This window comes from Mucilaginibacter sp., assembly GCF_028288225.1.
GTDB lineage: Bacteria > Bacteroidota > Bacteroidia > Sphingobacteriales > Sphingobacteriaceae > Mucilaginibacter.
Genome location: NZ_JAQBOC010000058.1, coordinates 21610 through 38815 on the forward strand (window position 1 = coordinate 21610; position 17206 = coordinate 38815).

Annotated in this window: 17 protein-coding genes; 16 read left to right on the forward strand and 1 reads right to left on the reverse strand. The window is 40.6% G+C overall.

From position 1 onward, the window contains the following. The first annotated feature begins 85 nt into the window (after nucleotides 1-85). The 14 genes from JWQ54_RS17850 to JWQ54_RS17915 all read left to right on the forward strand — a co-directional run bounded on the left by JWQ54_RS17850 (nucleotide 86) and on the right by JWQ54_RS17915 (nucleotide 13534). Nucleotides 86-1087 carry a 2Fe-2S iron-sulfur cluster-binding protein gene (locus JWQ54_RS17850; protein ID WP_299587487.1) on the forward strand — a complete coding sequence of 334 codons (1002 nt, stop codon included), beginning with the start codon at nucleotides 86-88 and terminating at the stop codon, nucleotides 1085-1087. Then, nucleotides 1087-2118: an NADH-quinone oxidoreductase subunit NuoH gene (nuoH, locus tag JWQ54_RS17855; protein ID WP_299587489.1), complete on the forward strand. Its 1032-nt coding sequence runs from the start codon at nucleotides 1087-1089 to the stop codon at nucleotides 2116-2118. The genes JWQ54_RS17850 and nuoH overlap by 1 nt, the downstream gene beginning before the upstream one ends. 10 nt (nucleotides 2119-2128) lie before the next feature. Next, nucleotides 2129-2626, forward strand: a complete 498-nt coding sequence (locus JWQ54_RS17860) for an NADH-quinone oxidoreductase subunit I (RefSeq protein ID WP_299587490.1) — start codon at nucleotides 2129-2131, stop codon at nucleotides 2624-2626. A 61-nt stretch (nucleotides 2627-2687) separates the two neighbouring features. Continuing rightward, complete coding sequence (locus JWQ54_RS17865; RefSeq protein ID WP_299587492.1) at nucleotides 2688-3185, forward strand: NADH-quinone oxidoreductase subunit J; 498 nt, start codon at nucleotides 2688-2690, stop codon at nucleotides 3183-3185. Next, nucleotides 3185-3514, forward strand: a complete 330-nt coding sequence (gene nuoK, locus JWQ54_RS17870) for an NADH-quinone oxidoreductase subunit NuoK (RefSeq protein WP_299587494.1) — start codon at nucleotides 3185-3187, stop codon at nucleotides 3512-3514. Before JWQ54_RS17865 ends, nuoK begins: the two co-directional genes overlap by 1 nt. Nucleotides 3515-3748: 234 nt before the next feature. After that, nucleotides 3749-5653 (forward strand): NADH-quinone oxidoreductase subunit L, encoded by a 1905-nt coding sequence (gene nuoL, locus JWQ54_RS17875; protein WP_299587497.1) that lies wholly within the window; start codon nucleotides 3749-3751, stop codon nucleotides 5651-5653. A gap of 26 nt (nucleotides 5654-5679) precedes the next feature. Then, nucleotides 5680-7143 carry a NuoM family protein gene (locus JWQ54_RS17880; RefSeq protein ID WP_299587500.1) on the forward strand — a complete coding sequence of 488 codons (1464 nt, stop codon included), beginning with the start codon at nucleotides 5680-5682 and terminating at the stop codon, nucleotides 7141-7143. Further along, nucleotides 7143-8528: an NADH-quinone oxidoreductase subunit N gene (locus tag JWQ54_RS17885; protein ID WP_299587503.1), complete on the forward strand. Its 1386-nt coding sequence runs from the start codon at nucleotides 7143-7145 to the stop codon at nucleotides 8526-8528. Before JWQ54_RS17880 ends, JWQ54_RS17885 begins: the two co-directional genes overlap by 1 nt. A gap of 162 nt (nucleotides 8529-8690) precedes the next feature. Then, nucleotides 8691-9335, forward strand: coding sequence for a VTT domain-containing protein (locus JWQ54_RS17890; RefSeq protein ID WP_299587506.1), 645 nt, complete (start codon nucleotides 8691-8693; stop codon nucleotides 9333-9335). A 9-nt stretch (nucleotides 9336-9344) separates the two neighbouring features. Beyond that, a complete protein-coding gene (locus JWQ54_RS17895) occupies nucleotides 9345-9890 on the forward strand; it encodes an inorganic diphosphatase (protein WP_299587509.1) in 546 nt (181 codons plus the stop codon). Nucleotides 9891-9897: 7 nt separating this feature from the next. Then, entirely contained in the window at nucleotides 9898-11235 is a 1338-nt protein-coding gene (locus JWQ54_RS17900) for a hemolysin family protein (RefSeq protein WP_299587510.1), read from the forward strand. 113 nt (nucleotides 11236-11348) lie between these two features. After that, nucleotides 11349-12062, forward strand: a complete 714-nt coding sequence (locus tag JWQ54_RS17905) for a 16S rRNA (uracil(1498)-N(3))-methyltransferase (RefSeq protein ID WP_299587513.1) — start codon at nucleotides 11349-11351, stop codon at nucleotides 12060-12062. A 241-nt stretch (nucleotides 12063-12303) separates the two neighbouring features. Then, nucleotides 12304-12969 carry a DUF4159 domain-containing protein gene (locus tag JWQ54_RS17910; RefSeq protein WP_299587515.1) on the forward strand — a complete coding sequence of 222 codons (666 nt, stop codon included), beginning with the start codon at nucleotides 12304-12306 and terminating at the stop codon, nucleotides 12967-12969. 67 nt (nucleotides 12970-13036) lie between these two features. Next, complete coding sequence (locus JWQ54_RS17915; RefSeq protein ID WP_299587518.1) at nucleotides 13037-13534, forward strand: acetyl-CoA carboxylase biotin carboxyl carrier protein subunit; 498 nt, start codon at nucleotides 13037-13039, stop codon at nucleotides 13532-13534. A gap of 78 nt (nucleotides 13535-13612) precedes the next feature. Here JWQ54_RS17915 and JWQ54_RS17920 read toward each other — a convergent pair whose 3' ends face one another. Then, a complete protein-coding gene (locus JWQ54_RS17920) occupies nucleotides 13613-15304 on the reverse strand; it encodes an SUMF1/EgtB/PvdO family nonheme iron enzyme (RefSeq protein WP_299587521.1) in 1692 nt (563 codons plus the stop codon). A gap of 232 nt (nucleotides 15305-15536) precedes the next feature. On the opposite strand from JWQ54_RS17920, the gene porV reads away from it, so the two are divergent. Next, nucleotides 15537-16718 (forward strand): type IX secretion system outer membrane channel protein PorV, encoded by a 1182-nt coding sequence (porV, locus tag JWQ54_RS17925; protein ID WP_299587523.1) that lies wholly within the window; start codon nucleotides 15537-15539, stop codon nucleotides 16716-16718. After that, on the forward strand, nucleotides 16718-17200 hold the full coding sequence (ispF, locus tag JWQ54_RS17930; protein WP_299587526.1) for a 2-C-methyl-D-erythritol 2,4-cyclodiphosphate synthase: 483 nt from the start codon (nucleotides 16718-16720) through the stop codon (nucleotides 17198-17200). The genes porV and ispF overlap by 1 nt, the downstream gene beginning before the upstream one ends. The last annotated feature ends 6 nt before the right edge of the window (nucleotides 17201-17206 follow it).

A 17206-nucleotide genomic window follows, 5' to 3' on the forward strand; every position in this document is an offset into this window, starting at 1 on the left:
AGGAACGAAGCAACCGCGAACTGTACAGAGCAAATCTGCAAGAGAACGATTGGAAAGAGAATAAGATAATTTTGACTAATATAGAATGTCAGTTAAAGTAACCATAGATGGCATTGCCATTGACGTAGAACCGGGAACAAGCATCCTTAATGCCGCAAGGCAGATAGGGGGCGATATTGTTCCGCCTGCTATGTGCTATTACTCCAAGCTAAAGGATAGCGGCGGTAAATGCCGTACCTGTTTGGTTAAAGTAAGCAAAGGGTCAGAAAAAGATCCCCGCCCTATGCCAAAGCTGGTAGCATCATGCCGTACCACTGTAATGGATGGCATGGAAGTGCAAAACATTACTTCACCCGAGGTAATTGAGGCGCGGAAAGGCATAGTTGAAATATTATTGCTGAACCACCCGCTTGATTGCCCGATTTGCGATCAGGCAGGCGAGTGCGATCTGCAAAACCTGAGCTACGAACACGGTGCTGCTAAAACTCGTTATGAGTTTGACCGCCGTACATTCGAGAAAATTGATATAGGTGATAAGATCCAGCTACACATGACACGTTGTATCCTGTGCTATCGCTGCGTTTTTGTGGCCGACCAGATAACAGACCATCGCATCCATGGAATTTTAAACAGGGGCGATCATTCAGAGATATCTACCTACATCAAAGCAGCAGTTGATAACGATTTTTCAGGAAACGTAATTGATGTTTGCCCTGTAGGAGCACTTACTGATAAGACATTCCGCTTTAAAAACCGCGTTTGGTTTACCAAACCTGTTGATGCACATCGCGATTGCGATCATCCGGGTTGTAATGGTAAAGTAACGCTATGGTACAAAGGTGAAGAAGTATTACGTGTAACTGCACGCAAAGATCAATATGGCGAGGTTGAAGAATTTATTTGCAACACCTGCCGCTTTGATAAAAAGAAAACTTCTGATTGGGTAATTGAAGGACCGCGCAAAGTATCTAATAAATCGGTTATCAGCTCTAATCATTACGATTTTAAACCATTGCCGGTTGTTAAAACTAACCCGGTGTTAATGGAAGCGAATAAAGAACAATTTGAACGAGACACACGCTTATAATGGGAGTAGCAGATATAGTAATTAAATTTGTATTGATAGTGATCATTTTCGCTATCAGCCTGGTTATTGCCATGTATTCTACCTATGCTGAACGTAAAATAGCAGCATTTTTTCAGGATAGAATAGGCCCTAACCGTGCCGGTCCATGGGGTATTTTACAACCATTGGCCGACGGTGGCAAAATGTTTTTGAAAGAAGAGATCATCCCGACCAATGCCAGTCCATTCCTGTTTATAGCAGGCCCTTCGCTGGCTATTCTTACGGCCTGTATAGGTTCGGCTGTTATTCCCTGGGGGCAGCAGATAATCATTGGCAAGTATGTTATTCCGCTGCAGGTTACTGATATTAATGTGGGCATCCTGTATATATTTGGTGTTGTTTCCCTGGGCGTTTATGGTGTGATGATAGGTGGCTGGGCTTCAAACAATAAATACTCTTTATTAGGCGCAATCCGCGCGGCATCACAAAATATCAGCTACGAAATTTCAATGGGCCTTTCTATCATCGCTTTGCTGATGGTAACCGGAACATTAAGCCTTAAAGAAATTGCCGAACAGCAACATGGCTGGCATTGGAATGTGCTTTATCAGCCGGTTGGCTTTTTATTGTTCATCATCTGTGCATTTGCCGAAACAAACCGTACCCCCTTTGACCTGCCTGAGTGCGAAACCGAACTGGTTGGTGGTTATCATACCGAATATTCATCAATGAAATTAGGCTTTTACCTGTTTGCTGAGTATATCAATATGTTTATCTCATCAGCAGTAATGGCTACCTTATATTGGGGTGGTTATAACTATCCGGGTATGGATTGGGTACTTGCACATACAGGCCCAACTATTGGGCCGCTGATTGGCACTGCGGTAATGTTTGCTAAGGTATTTCTTTTTATTTTCTTTTTTATGTGGGTACGCTGGACGATCCCCCGTTTCCGTTACGATCAGTTAATGGACTTGGGCTGGAAGATATTGATACCATTGGCCATTGCCAACATAATAGTAACAGGAGTTTGGATTACATTTATTAAATAAAGGGATAAAGATGGAATCGTTAACTAATAAACGTAAGGTAATTGAATCAAAGCCGCTTAATTTTTTAGAGCGCGCATACCTGCCGGCAATTGCGCAGGGATTGGCAATTACCATGAAACATTTTTTCAGAAAGCCCGTAACCATCAGCTACCCTGAGCAGCAGCGCGAATATTCTGAAAATTTCCGTGGTATGCACTCACTTAAGCGCGATGAAGAAGGACGGGAGCGTTGTACCGCATGCGGCCTTTGCGCTCTGTCATGCCCGGCCGAAGCTATTACCATGATAGCAGCCGAGCGCCAGAAAGGCGAGGAGCATTTATATCGCGAGGAAAAATATGCTGCCGTATATGAAATAAATATGCTGCGCTGTATTTTTTGCGGCTTATGTGAAGAAGCGTGCCCTAAAGAAGCCATTTATTTGGATGGCCCGCATGTACCGTCTGACTATTTAAGGAAAGATTTTATTTACGGTAAAGACAAATTAGTAGAAGCTCCCTTAAATCAATAAAGAAGTTTTATACCTTTGCCCAGCTCTTTTACAGGGGTAAAGGTATTTTGAAATATAAACCATGAGTACATTTTACTTCATCGCATTTCTGTCAATATTTTTTTCAATACTGGTTATTACTGCAAAAAATCCTGTACACAGTATTTTATACCTTATACTCACCTTTTCTACTTTTACCATCCATTATATTTTAATGAATGCCCAGTTTTTGGCCATCGTTAACTTCATAGTGTACATGGGGGCAATCCTGGTGTTGTTTTTATATACGCTGATGCTCATCAACCTGAACAAAGAATCGGAACCGCGCAAATCAAACCTGGTTAAAATTGCAGGTTTTGTAGGCGGCGCATGTTTTTTAATAACCATTGTTGCTGCTTTAAAAGCCTGGGGTACATCGCACCCGGTAATACTGAATGACCCTAACCTCGGTTTAGTCAAAAACCTTGGAAAAATATTGTTTAACGAATATTTATTGCCATTTGAAATATCATCCATATTGCTGTTATCTGCAATGGTTGGTGCTGTTTTACTGGCTACTAAAGACCCTAAAACAGCCTGATGGAAACACTAACAAAAACTATACAGGGCGTACCACTTAACCATTACATATTATTATGTGCTATCATTTTTGCGATAGGGGTTATCGGTGTACTAATTCGCCGCAATGCTATCGTAATATTTATGTCGGTCGAACTGATGCTTAATTCGGTAAACCTGCTGCTTACAGCCTTTTCTGTTTACAGGGGAGACGCAACAGGCCAGGTTTTCGTGTTCTTCGTTATGGCGCTGGCAGCAGCAGAGGTAGCAGTTGGTTTGGCCATCATTGTAATGATCTATCGCAATACAAACTCGGTAGATATCAATGTGCTGAACAGGTTAAAGTGGTAAGCCCCCCGGCCCCCTGAAGGGGGAGTAAGGAGGGATTTCGGAAGTCAGATTTTCGATTTAGAAGAAGTAAAAATAAAAAATAATAATACTCCATTCCCCCTTTAGGGGTTAGGGGCAAATAACAAACACTCCACTCCCTTTAGGGGCCAGGAGGCAAATAATTAACAACACTCCGTTTCCCCCTTTAGGGGGTTAGGGGGCTTAAAATTTCCCCTTTAGGGGATTAAGGGGCATATGGACAAATATATCTGGCTTATTCCTATTTTACCGTTAGCCGGTTTTATTATTAACGGTATTGGTCGTAATACCTTATCAAAAGCAGTTATCGGTTTTATCGGCAGCGCATTAGTATTAATTTCTTTTGGTATAAGCGTGGGCCTCTTTTTACAGATCAATGATACCCATAAAGCAATCAATGTTGATCTTTTTAATTGGTTCACTGCCGGTTCTGTAAAGATCTCGTTTGCATTCCTGATCGATCAGCTTAGCGCATTAATGCTGCTGATCATAACGGGAGTGGGCTTTTTGATTCACCTGTATTCTGTGGGATATATGAAGGATGATGCCGGTTTTGGCAAGTTCTTCGCCTATCTTAACCTGTTTATCTTCTTTATGCTTTTGCTGGTAATGGGGTCAAACTACCTTATTATGTTCATTGGCTGGGAAGGAGTAGGGCTTTGTTCATACCTGCTTATCGGTTTCTGGTATACCAATCCGGATTATGCCGATGCCGCCAAAAAAGCATTCATCATGAACCGCATCGGCGATTTGGGTTTTATCATAGCCATATTCATTATTATGGTAATATTTGGTAGCGCCAATTTTGCTGACATTTTTAAACTTGCCGGAACAAAAGGCTTTGCGTCCGCTCCGTATACAATAATTACCATCCTGCTATTTGTTGGCGCAATTGGCAAATCGGCACAGCTGCCATTATTTACCTGGTTGCCTGATGCAATGGCTGGCCCTACGCCTGTATCAGCATTGATCCACGCAGCAACAATGGTAACGGCTGGTGTTTATATGATAGCCCGCTCGAACATATTGTTTACACTCGCACCTGCCACTATGCATATTATAGCTGTAGTTGGGTTAACAACTGCAGTTTTAGCCGCGTTAATAGCATTAACACAAACGGATATTAAAAAGGTGCTGGCATACTCAACGGTATCGCAGCTTGGTTATATGTTTTTAGGTTTAGGCGTTGGCGCTTATACCGGTGCGTTTTTCCATCTTTTAACCCATGCATTTTTCAAAGCGTTATTATTCCTTGGTGCAGGTTCTGTAATTCACGCCGTAAGCGGCGAGCAGGATATGCGCAATATGGGCGGCTTAAGCGGCAAACTGAAAATAACTTTTATTACCATGTTTATTGGTACGCTGGCCATCTCGGGGATCCCGCCGTTTGCAGGGTTCTTTTCAAAGGATGAGATCCTGGCCCATACTTTTATGCATAGCACCCCTATGTACATTATAGGTGTAATTACAGCAATGTTTACCGCGTTCTACATGTTCCGAATGATGTACCTTACTTTCTTCGGTAAGTTCCGCGGTACTCATGAGCAGGAACGTCACTTGCATGAGTCGCCTTCATCAATGACTATCCCGCTTATTATACTTGCCGGTTTATCAATAGTTGGTGGTTTTATAGGCGTTCCCGAAGCACTGGGCGGCCATCACTGGCTGGAGCATTTTTTAGCGCCGGTATTTGAAAAATCAACCGCGCTGCTGGTAGTGCCCGAATTATCAAAAAGTACTGAAATTACTTTAATGTGCATATCAGTTGGCGGTGCGTTGCTGGCAATATTGTATGCTTATGTTAAATACATAAAGAATGCACATGTACCGGTTAGGGATACAGAGGAGCGCCCGGCATTGGTTGATATATCATACCATAAGTTTTATATAGATGAATTGTATGATGCCATTATCCGTAAGCCATTGGATGCTTTATCAGTGTTCTTCGATAAAGTTGTTGATCGCTTAGGTATTGATGGATTTGTGAATGGACTTGGCAAGGGATCAATTGAGGCCAGCAAGGGTTTGCGTTTGCTGCAAACGGGCAATGTAGGGTTTTACATATTTATGATGGTAGCAGGTATCATCTCCATATTAATGTACATTTTAATTAAAGCATAAAAAACGATTAGCGTTTACAACATAAAATGACGGTTAGTATTTTAATTTTTTTACCGGTAATTGCGGCCCTTGCTGTTTTATTGTTTAATAACGGTGCAGCTAAGCATGCAGCGTTAACTTTTTCTGTTGCCGAACTGGCAATAGCATTATTCTTATTATCAGGCTTTGTGCCCGATGCTTCCATACAATTTGCCGTTGATGTACCCTGGATCCCCAAATTAGGCATTTATTTTAATGCGGGTATTGACGGCATAAGCATGATGATGGTATTGCTAACCACTGTGCTGGTACCGCTTATTATTTTAACTACCTACAAACATCAGTACAAAAATGCAAGCGCTTTTTATGCACTGATATTGTTTATGCAGGCTGGCTTGCTGGTTGTATTTACCGCATTGGATGGGTTTTTGTTTTATGTGGGATGGGAAGCAGCACTGATCCCGATTTATTTTATCTGCTCATTGTGGGGCGGCGAAAACCGGATCCGTGTAACGCTTAAGTTTTTCATTTATACCTTTTCGGGCTCATTGTTTATGTTGTTGGGTATAATTTACCTGTACCTGCAAACGCCTTCAAAGACTTACGATCTGTTTGAGTTTTATAGATTGGGGCTTGATGCGCACAGCCAGGTATTTGTTTTTTGGGCGTTCTTTTTAGCCTTCGCCATTAAAATGCCATTGTTCCCGCTGCATACCTGGCAACCCGATACCTATACCGAAGCGCCAACAGCAGGTACTATGTTATTATCAGGTATTATGCTAAAAATGGGAATCTATGGAGTTATTCGCTGGATGATCCCAAATGCGCCTTTAGGATTTTTTGAATGGCAAAGCATGACAATTATGCTTGCTGTTATAGGAATTGGCTATGCATCCATCATTGCATTTAAACAGAACGATGGCAAGCGCCTTGTTGCTTATTCATCAATAGCACACGTTGGCTTAATAGCTGCCGGCATCTTTGTATGGACTATAGAGGGTCTGCAAGGAGCAATGATCCAAATGCTGAGCCACGGTATTAACGTTATCGGAATGTTCTTTATCTGGGATATCATCAGCAGGCGTTTAGGTACAAGAGCAATAAGCGATTTGGGTGGTATAGCTAAAAACGCACCCAAATTTGCAACAGCATTTTTAATTATAGTACTTGGTACAGTAGCTTTACCTTTAACCAATGGTTTTGTGGGTGAATTTTTGCTCTTAAGCAGTGTTTTTCAATGGAACATATGGATGGTTACTGCCGCCGGCTTAACTATGATATTCGGCGCTGTTTATATGCTGCGCATGTATAAAAAAGTAATGCACGGGCCAACTAATGATCTTACAATTACTTTTGTTGATATTAGCGGTTCAGAAACACTGGCGCTTTCTATCATTTGTGCCTTAATAATAATTATTGGTATTTATCCGCAGCCAATTTTACATATATCTGAAGCTGCAGTTAACCACTTGTTTAATACAGTGAATCCTAAATTTCCGCAACTAAAATAATGAATACGTTAATTATCATATCCGTTTTACCTATAGTGATTTTGTATTTAGGTTTATACAAAGCTCAAAAAGCTTTGTTACCGGTTACTATTATTGGTTTGCTGGCAGCTTTGGGTTTTGCAGTTTCACAATGGAATGACAGCGCCGTGCCTATTTATCATGGCATGATGTTGTTTGATAATTTCTCAATTGCATTTTCCGGAGTTACCATCATCTCAACTATCCTGATCATATTTTTATCAAGGGGATATTTTGAACGGATAAGCAGTCACGTTGCCGAATATTATGCCATTATCCTTTTTTCGCTGGCTGGTATTATAGTTATGGTTTCTTTCTATAACCTAACCATGCTGTTTATAGGTATCGAGATCATGTCGGTAAGCTTATATATCCTTGCAGGTATAAAAAAGAGCGATTTTGCTTCAAATGAGGCCGCTTTAAAATATTTTTTGATGGGTGCATTTTCAACAGGGATCTTACTGTTTGGCATAACCCTTATTTACGGCGCATCAGGTTCGTTTAGTCTTGAAGTAATCCGCGACTGGGTTTTAGAACATCCGCACGCCAAAGAGATAACCCCAATGTTTTACACCGGTATCCTGCTGATTATTGTGGGCCTTTGTTTTAAAGTTGGTGCAGCCCCTTTCCATTTCTGGACACCCGATGTATATGAAGGTTCGCCAACGCTTATCACTGCCTTCATGTCAACAGTAGTAAAAACAGCCGGCTTTGCAGCATTTTTACGCTTGTTCTCTTCCTGTTTTGCCCCTCTTTCAGAATTTTGGGCTCCGGTAGTTTTGGTAATTACAATATTAACTTTGTTTATAGGAAATATAACTGCCCTTTACCAGCAAAGCTTTAAACGGATGCTTGCATTTTCAAGTATTTCGCATGCTGGTTACCTATTGTTTGCTATAGTGGCACTAGGTGCAAGTTCAGGCAGCTCGGTTTTAATTTATGCAACTGCTTATTCTATTGCATCTATTATAGCGTTTGGCGCATTGATATTAGTCCAGCAGCAATCGGGCAGCGATAACTTTGAAAGCTTTAACGGCCTCTCAAAAAAGAACCCTTTTCTTGCCCTGGTATTAACCATCGCTATGCTTTCATTAGCGGGCATCCCTTTAACTGCGGGTTTTATAGGTAAATTCTTTATGTTCTCATCTGCTTTAAAGCAATACCAGGTTTGGTTGGTTATTTTAGCGGTTGTGAATGCCATTATAAGTATTTTCTACTATTTCAGGGTAATTGTTGCTATGTACTTTCGCGATGCCGACCGCACCGAGCTTACAATCCCTATATATTATAAGCTGGTGCTTGGTTTTTCTGCATTGGTAACTATTCTTATAGGAGTTTATCCGGGGTTTATTTCACAGTTGATATAAAAGAACCGCATTAGCAATAAAAAAGTGTCAATACTGTTGACACTTTTACTGCAAAATATTTTATATCTGTAACATATCATTAGAAACTTCGGTCTCATCTTTAAATCTGTAACACAAGCATTACAAATTCATTTAATATTTGTAGCTTTACAGATATAGTGAATGGATAACTTTTGGGAATATCTTCAAAATTTAACGGACGCTCAATCCATCATAAGCTTAGGGTTTTACTTTTTGCTTATTGTTGTATTTGCTGAAACCGGCCTGTTTTTCGGTTTTTTTTTACCGGGCGACTATCTATTGTTTATGTCGGGCCTTTTATGCTCAAACGGGGGGCTCAATGTATCCATCTATACCCTTGTACTTTCGCTTATAGCAGCGGGTTTTTTGGGTAACTATACGGGGTACTGGTTCGGTTACCGGGCGGGACCAAAGCTGTTCAGGAAAAACAATTCTATATTCTTTAAACAACGCTATGTAAGGGCTGCTGAAGATTTTTACACCAAATATGGCGGTATGGCCTTGGTTTTAGGTAGATTTTTCCCAATAATTAGAACTTTTGCACCTATCTTTGCAGGTGTTGTTAAAGTTGATCTGAGAAAATTTACACTGTATAACATTATCGGTAGTGTTGCCTGGGTAAACACCTTTACCCTAACCGGGTATTTCCTGGGCAGAAGGTATCCGCAGTTAAAAGATTATATGGAGTATATTATTATCGGATTGATAATAATCACAACAATTCCGCTGGTTATAACTTTTATAAAACAAATTGTAACTAAGCGGGATGTTAAAGAGTTAAAATAAAAAATTTAAATGAGTACACAACACCCATGGCACCAGGTTTCTCCTGGTAATAATGTTCCTGAAATTGTTAATGCTATTATTGAAATACCAAAAGGTTCAAAAGCTAAATATGAAATTGATAAAGAGTCGGGTTTGTTAAAACTTGATCGTGTTTTATTTTCATCTGTAATGTATCCCGCAAATTATGGTTTTATACCCCAAACCTATTGCGATGATCAGGATCCGCTTGATATCCTTGTTCTTTGTTCAATTGATGTTTTTCCTATGTCTATCATCGAGGCCAAGGTAGTGGGTGTTATGCACATGGTTGATAATGGCGAACAGGATGATAAGATCATCGCGGTAGCAAAAAATGATATGTCGGTAAATTATATCAATGACCTTGCCGAATTGCCTCCGCATACCATGACGGAAATTGTTCGTTTTTTTAAGGATTACAAAAAGCTGGAGGATAAAAACGTAACTATAGAACATTTGCTTGGTTTACGTTATGCCCATAAAGTAATAAACGAGAGTTTAGAATTGTATAAGTCTACTTTTCCAGTGTACCAATAATTAATATATGGGGCCTGTTCCTGAAATAAGCGGTTTATACCTTTTCCTTACCCTTTTCCTGGTGTTGCTCAACGGCTTTTTTGTGGCTGCGGAGTTTGCTATGGTACGCGTACGCGGATCACAAATTGAACTTAAAGCAAAATCAGGCAGCCAGGTAGCAAAAGTTGCACGCAGCATTATGCATAACCTTGATGGTTACCTTGCTGCTACACAATTAGGCATTACCATTGCTTCGTTAGGCCTGGGTTGGGTTGGGCAGGAAGTTGCTACAAACCTTATGCTTCGCATGTTTTCGGCTTTTGGCTTAAATATTACATCAAATGTTATTATTGATATAAGCCATGTTGTAGCATTTGCTTTTATCACGGTTTTCCATATCGTGTTTGGCGAGCTTGCACCTAAATCAATTGCTATACAAAGATCGATTCGTACGGTAATGGCTATTTCTTTACCATTGCGATTCTTTTTTGCGGTTTTTAAGCCCATAATTTGGATCCTAAATGGCTTTGCAAACATGGTATTAAACCTTATTGGCATTACCCCTGTACAAGGTGAAGCGAGCCACAGTTCGGAAGAACTGCAATATTTGCTGGAGCAGGGCAAGGAAACTGGCGCGCTCGATTCAAATGAGCATGAGTTGATCCAGAATGTCTTTGATTTTAATGAGCGTGTGGTGAAAAATATAATGGTCCCCCGCACCAAGATCTCGGGCGTCGACGTTAATACCGGGCATGAAGAGTTGGTTCAAATTATCATATCAGAAGGCTACTCGCGCATGCCGGTATATGATGATGTTATTGATAAAATTATCGGTATTGTACACGCAAAGGATATTTTGCCATTACTGGCCCGCAACCAGGAGGTTATTTTAAAAGATATTATCCGAAAGCCATATTTTGTTCCGGAAACTAAAAAGATCAATGACCTGATGGCTGAGCTGCAGCAAAAACGGATCCAGATAGCTATTGTATCTGATGAGTTTGGCGGAACAGCAGGTATGGTTACACTTGAGGATATTGTTGAAGAATTGGTTGGTGAGATTCAGGATGAGTATGATGAAGAAAAGCCGATAGTTGAAAAAGTGAACGACCGCGAGTTTATTGTAAATGCCCTTGCACCCATATATGATGTTAATGAGCATTTACCGCATGACCTGCCCGAAGATGGCGACTTTGATACGGTATCAGGCTGGCTGGGGGATATTTTTGGAAAGATCCCTGATGTTGGCGAGCAAAAAGAATCAAACGGATATAATATTACTGTGCTCAAAAAGTCTGACCAAAACATTGAATCAGTTAAGCTTGAGCTGTTGATAAATGAAGAAGATGCTGTAGATTTACATTAGAGGTTTAGTCTTAAGTTTTAAGTCCTTAGTCTTGAGTCAAAAAAGATATAAATTTGACTTAAGACTTTAGACTCAAGACTGCTGACTTATCTTTATACTTTTAGCTTTCATCCATGCAACTTTTTTATACACCAGATATTGACCCTTCGCATCCGCAATATTTTCTTAACGAAGAGGAGAGCAAGCATGCTATAAGGGTAATGCGGCTTGAAAAAGGCGATGAGGTGCAACTAATAGATGGCAAAGGCGGCCTTTATGCCGCAAATATATTAGACGCTCACCCAAAAAGAACCATCCTTCAAATAAATTCGGTTACCGCATCGTTTAATAAGCGGAACCATTATTTACATATAGCAATTGCTCCTACAAAAAACATTGAACGTACAGAGTGGTTTCTTGAAAAAGCTACTGAGATAGGGATTGATGAAATTTCACTGATCATCTGCCAGCGTTCAGAACGTAAAGAAGCAAAAGTTGAGCGGCTTAATAAAATTATAACGTCAGCAATAAAACAATCGATAAAGGCGTACCACCCTGTTTTAAACGAGCCGGTGGGTTTTAACCAGCTATTGGCAAAGCCATTTAACGGGCAAAAGTTTATTGCACACTGCGACAAAGGCGATAAAACCAATTTGAAAAATGAGCTCATTACAAACGGTAATTATTTAATACTAATAGGCCCGGAGGGGGATTTTACGCCCACTGAAATTAATGATGCTTTAAATAATGATTTTAAAGCTATAACTTTAGGTGAAAGTCGTTTAAGAACAGAAACAGCCGCTTTAGAGGCTTGTTTTGAGGTGAATTTTTTGAATAGAGTTGGTTGATTAAAAATACCTGTCATTCTGAGATATACAGACTTCTGCGGAATCTAAAGGAGGAATGATCTGGGTGGGATGTCATGGTGAGCTTGTCGAACCACGACGCGGGCAAAGGCTTCGGCACTATGCTTAGCACGTCGCCCTTCGACAAGCTCAGGGTGACAGCCCTCTGAATGTTCAATATAACTTGTCATGGGTAGCGCGAGCGAAGAATGACAAAAGCCAATTAGCTTTGTAAGTAAAAAATATGGAAAAGGCCATTAAAATAATTGCGTCATTTATATTGCTGATAACAATCAGTAGCTTCAATATGCCACCCACCTACAAAATGGCCAAGTTAAAATATAACGGCGGCGGCGATTGGTATGGCGACCGTACAGCACTGCCTAACTTGATAAAATTTTGCAATGACAACTTAAAAACTAACTTCCAGCAGGAAGACGAGGTGGTTGAGGCGGGGAGCGCTGAGATCTTTAATTACCCTTTTATTTTTATGACCGGGCATGGCAATGTTATATTCTCTGATCAGGATGTGCGCAATTTAAGGAAGTATTTAACCGGCGGCGGGTTTTTGCATATTGACGATAATTATGGCTTGGATCAGTTTATTCGCCCGCAAATGAAAAAGGTTTTTCCTGAACTTGATTTTGTTGAGCTGCCACTGAATCACCCCATATACCATCAAAAGTTTCCCTTTCCTAACGGCCTGCCAAAAATTCATGAGCACGATGGCAAAAGAGCCCAGGGTTTTGGGTTGATATATAAAGGCAGACTAGTATGCTTTTACACCTATGAGTGCGATTTAGGCAACGGGTGGGAAGACTATGGTACATATGCTAACGATACACAGGAAAATCGTGTGAAGGCCCTTAAAATGGGCGCTAACATGGTGCAATATGTATTAACGCAATAGCTTACAATAAATTAGTTGCCCTGATTAATCTCAAATCTCATATCTAACGTCTCAAATCTAAAAACATATGTACCAGTTAAAAATTAATGACAAGTATAATTATGATATAGCTAAAGATGGCGATGAGCTATCTATAAACAGTGAAAAAATAACTGTCGATATTCAGCAGTTAAATGCTTCTTCATTTCATGTTATTAATGACCTGCAATCATACAATGTTGAGGTGGTTAGCTTTAATGGTTCAGAAAAAACTGCTGAAATCAAAGTGAACAATAATACCTATACCGTTACTGCAGAAGACCAGTTTGACATTTTGCTTGATAAATTAGGCTTAAGCAGTTTAAACACGGCAAAGGTTAGCGAGATAAAAGCGCCAATGCCGGGCATGGTTCTTAAGGTTTTTGTTACCGAAGGTATGGAAGTTAAAAAGGGGGATAACCTGTTTGTACTGGAAGCCATGAAAATGGAAAATATTATCAAAGCTCCCGCTGATGTTATAGTTAAAACGGTTAAAATAAAACCCGGAGATAAGGTAGAAAAAGGGCAGGTTTTGATGATGTTTTGAAAACCTGGTATAAATTGCTATAAACAAAAAATGCGCTTCGAAATGAGGCGCATTTTTTGTTTATCTTTTTTCTGAATATTACCTTGTTGCTTTATAAGGCTTAGCCTTTTTAACACCGTAATGTGGTTTGCCTTCAGGATGAATTTCAGGCGCGCCAACCAATGTCATTGCGCAACGGAAACCAACTTCGGCGCTTGCATCATCCTCGTTCATAAAACGGCGGGTTGCAGGATTTAACCAAAATGCCATATCGTTCCATGATCCGCCTTTGTAAACTTTTGAATGGTCATTTACCAATGTGGTTTTTCCATACAATGCTGAGCTAACAGTGTCATTATAACCCCTGTAATCCGCATTATAAGGCTTACCGGCTAAATCATTTTTCTGACCCGGTATAGCTGAAGCGGCGGCCGTCGCGCCTGGAGCAGCCGCTGTGCCAGGTGCTGCATTTGGATCGGTACCATTAGCTTGTGATTGTTGCAAGGCAACCAGCTCGCTGTATTTCATTTTTTTGTTTGATTTAGATGGATCCTTTATAGGGCGTCCATATTTATCTTTTGCATATTGGCCTTTTGTAGCATCAGACAAGCGTTTATTGGTAAACTCGTTACCACGAAATGGGTTAAAATCATCAAACTCTTCAAATGAGGTTTGGCGATAAGTATCCTGTACCCACTCATTTACGTTTCCGGCCATATTATATAAGCCAAAATCATTTGGTGGATATTGTCTTACCGGTGCAGTAATATCTGCCTTATCATTCAGGTATCCGCCAACACCTGCATTATCACCAAGGCCACGTTTAAAGTTGGCCAATATTAAACCCCGGGTAGCTTTTTTTGATGACCTTACACCCAGGCCATTCCATGGGTAAACTTTATTATCATCAATGTTTTCAAATTGTGTATTGCCTATTAATGCTAAGGCTGCATATTCCCACTCGGCCTCTGATGGCAAACGGTAACCTTGTTTTAAAATCCCGTCTTCCAAACGTACCGGCCTTACGGCTTTACCTCCACCTTTACCATTTGCACCAACGGCAGCTTTTGCATTAGGGCTTAAATCCGGCAACATTTTTTTACCATCAACCCCTGCACCCCTTATTTGCCCGTTAAGGTAAATGTCAGTATTAAAAGGTTCTTTATTTGTAGGAGCTGGGGCAGCATTTTTACCCTTACCTTTACCGCCACCGGCTACATCTTTCCATGCAACCAGGTTTCCGCGTTCGCGTAAAATGTTTTCGTTTGTGCGGTCGGTTCTCCACTGGCAATAATCTTGTGCCTGATCCCAGGTTACACCCACAACGGGATAATCCTGGAAGGCTGGGTGCCTTAGATAGTTATCAACATACGGCTCATTGTATGATAGGGGCTTGCGCCATACTAACGTATCGGGTAGTGCATTGTAATACAGTTCGCGATCTTGCGGATAAGTAATATTTATCCAGTGCAGGTAATCAAGCCAGTCCTGGTTGGCAACTTCTGTTTCATCCATATAAAACGAAGGTATTGTTACCCTGCGTCGTACATTATTATAATCATAAGTAACATCCTGATCTGCACTGCCACCTACCACAAAAGTACCACCCTCAATAGGGATAAGTCCTGGTCCGGGTGATGGGTGCGTTTGCCTGAACCGCTCATAACCGCCATTTGTTTTGTCGTTATAAGCCATCCCGGTTTTTTCAGACTGCTGATGTTTACTGCAGCTGCTCAACACCGCGCCTACGCCCAACAGTACCATTGCAGTTTTAGTAAAAAGTACTTTCATGTTTTTACAGTTAATTTAAAGGGTAAATTTAAAACATTTTGCCTCAAATGCTAATTATTTAGCCCAAATCTTCAAAAGAAATTAAAACTTTATCGCCTTTTAAACGTAAATCTTTCGCTGGGAGTTACATATTCCATAAATATTTTGGTGGAAAACTTATTTGGATACTTGTACGTAATAGACAGCAATTAGCATATATTTATTACTTTAAAAGTAAGAGTAAATTTCACAAATGAAGTTTTTATACAGCAAAGCCATTATTATTAGTGCCTCGGTTTTACTGCCAGTATTGGCAATGTCACAAACAAGCTCCAATGGCTCAAATTACTCAACTTCTATCCCCACAGCTGTACCTTTCTTAAATATTACTCCTGATTCGCGCTCTGGCGCAATGGGGGATGCCGGTGTTGCGTTAACGCCTGATGTAAATGCTAACTACTGGAACCCGGCCAAGCTAGCCTATCTTGAAAGCAATGATAACGTTGCTTTATCATACAGCCCATGGTTGCGGCAACTGGTTCCGGATATTAGTTTATCATTTTTAAGTTATGCACATAAGCTGGACGACCGTAATACAATTGGTGCATCATTACGCTATTTTAATTACGGCAGTATCCAGCTTACGGATCCCAATCAGATTAATCAGGGCACTTATACGCCTAATGAGTTTTTAATAAACACATCTTTCGCCCGCAAGTTTGGCGAAAGTCTTTCGCTTGGGCTAACCGTTGGTTTTATCCATTCCAACCTGTCAAATGCTTATTTTGCAACCGGATCAGGACAGCAGGCTAAAGCCGGTAACGCTTTATCTGCGGGTGTATCATTATATTACAACAAACCACTACAGGAGTTTGGGAATGATGCTATTTTCGCTTTTGGTACAAATATCTCAAATATCGGTTCAAAGATCAGTTATAGCGATGCCGGTCCTAAATACTTTTTGCCCGCCAATTTAAAAATAGGCTTCGCCAATACTATCAACCTTGATGATTATAACCAAATAACACTTACGGTTGATTTTAATAAACTTTTGGTGCCAACCCCGCCAATACGCGATGCCGATGGAAATATTATAAAGGGTAAGGAGGATAATATTTCAGTTCCTGCAGGTATTTTTGGTTCATTTGCAGATGCACCGGGTGGTTTTAGCGAAGAGCTGAAGGAAATTTCCATTTCACCTGGTTTTGAATACTGGTATAACCAGCTGTTTGCAATAAGAGCAGGCTACTTTTATCAAAATGCCAATAAAGGAGGAGCACATTATTTAACTGCAGGTATAGGATTAAAATACGATAGCTATACTTTTGATTTTTCATACCTTGCTGCCAGCCAGCAAAATAGCCCTTTAGCCAATACTTTGCGTTTTACCATATCAGCCAGTTTTGGCGGCGAAAAAAACAAGAATAAAAGATAATGGGGAAAATTAGGGTAGGGTTTGGGTTTGATGTACACCAGTTAAAAGAACAGCACCCATTTATTTTAGGAGGTGTTAATTTAGAGCACCATGCCGGCGCGTTCGGCCATTCAGATGCTGATGTTTTATTACACGCAATTTGCGATGCATTATTGGGTGCAGCTAACCTGCGGGATATTGGCCACCATTTTTCAAATACGGATGTGCGTTGGAAAGGCATCAGCAGCCTGGTACTGTTGCAACATGTAATGGTGCTGCTGCGGGAAAAAGGCTGGGAAATTAACAATATAGATGGGATGGTGTGCCTTGAAGCACCCAAAATAAATCCACATATTCCTGCTATGCAGGCTAACATTGCCGAAGCTGCCGGCATTGACGCTGATGATATCTCCATAAAAGCCACCACAAATGAAAAACTAGGCTTTATAGGCCGCGAAGAAGGCATTGTTGCTTACGCAGTTTGTTTGATAGAGAAGGTTTAACCCTCA

Excerpts from the sequence above, each read along its gene's own strand:
- nuoH (WP_299587489.1), top strand. The coding sequence starts at position 1,087 with ATGGGAGTAGCAGATATAGTAATTAAATTTGTATTGATAGTGATCATT.
- nuoK (WP_299587494.1), top strand. The coding sequence starts at position 3,185 with ATGGAAACACTAACAAAAACTATACAGGGCGTACCACTTAACCATTAC.
- JWQ54_RS17890 (WP_299587506.1), top strand. The coding sequence starts at position 8,691 with ATGGATAACTTTTGGGAATATCTTCAAAATTTAACGGACGCTCAATCC.
- ispF (WP_299587526.1), top strand. The coding sequence starts at position 16,718 with ATGGGGAAAATTAGGGTAGGGTTTGGGTTTGATGTACACCAGTTAAAA.
- JWQ54_RS17910 (WP_299587515.1), top strand. The coding sequence starts at position 12,304 with ATGGAAAAGGCCATTAAAATAATTGCGTCATTTATATTGCTGATAACA.
- JWQ54_RS17860 (WP_299587490.1), top strand. The coding sequence starts at position 2,129 with ATGGAATCGTTAACTAATAAACGTAAGGTAATTGAATCAAAGCCGCTT.
- JWQ54_RS17850 (WP_299587487.1), top strand. The coding sequence starts at position 86 with ATGTCAGTTAAAGTAACCATAGATGGCATTGCCATTGACGTAGAACCG.
- nuoL (WP_299587497.1), top strand. The coding sequence starts at position 3,749 with ATGGACAAATATATCTGGCTTATTCCTATTTTACCGTTAGCCGGTTTT.
- JWQ54_RS17920 (WP_299587521.1), bottom strand. The coding sequence starts at position 15,304 with ATGAAAGTACTTTTTACTAAAACTGCAATGGTACTGTTGGGCGTAGGC.
- JWQ54_RS17900 (WP_299587510.1), top strand. The coding sequence starts at position 9,898 with ATGGGGCCTGTTCCTGAAATAAGCGGTTTATACCTTTTCCTTACCCTT.
- JWQ54_RS17880 (WP_299587500.1), top strand. The coding sequence starts at position 5,680 with ATGACGGTTAGTATTTTAATTTTTTTACCGGTAATTGCGGCCCTTGCT.
- JWQ54_RS17885 (WP_299587503.1), top strand. The coding sequence starts at position 7,143 with ATGAATACGTTAATTATCATATCCGTTTTACCTATAGTGATTTTGTAT.
- JWQ54_RS17915 (WP_299587518.1), top strand. The coding sequence starts at position 13,037 with ATGTACCAGTTAAAAATTAATGACAAGTATAATTATGATATAGCTAAA.
- porV (WP_299587523.1), top strand. The coding sequence starts at position 15,537 with ATGAAGTTTTTATACAGCAAAGCCATTATTATTAGTGCCTCGGTTTTA.
- JWQ54_RS17895 (WP_299587509.1), top strand. The coding sequence starts at position 9,345 with ATGAGTACACAACACCCATGGCACCAGGTTTCTCCTGGTAATAATGTT.
- JWQ54_RS17905 (WP_299587513.1), top strand. The coding sequence starts at position 11,349 with ATGCAACTTTTTTATACACCAGATATTGACCCTTCGCATCCGCAATAT.
- JWQ54_RS17865 (WP_299587492.1), top strand. The coding sequence starts at position 2,688 with ATGAGTACATTTTACTTCATCGCATTTCTGTCAATATTTTTTTCAATA.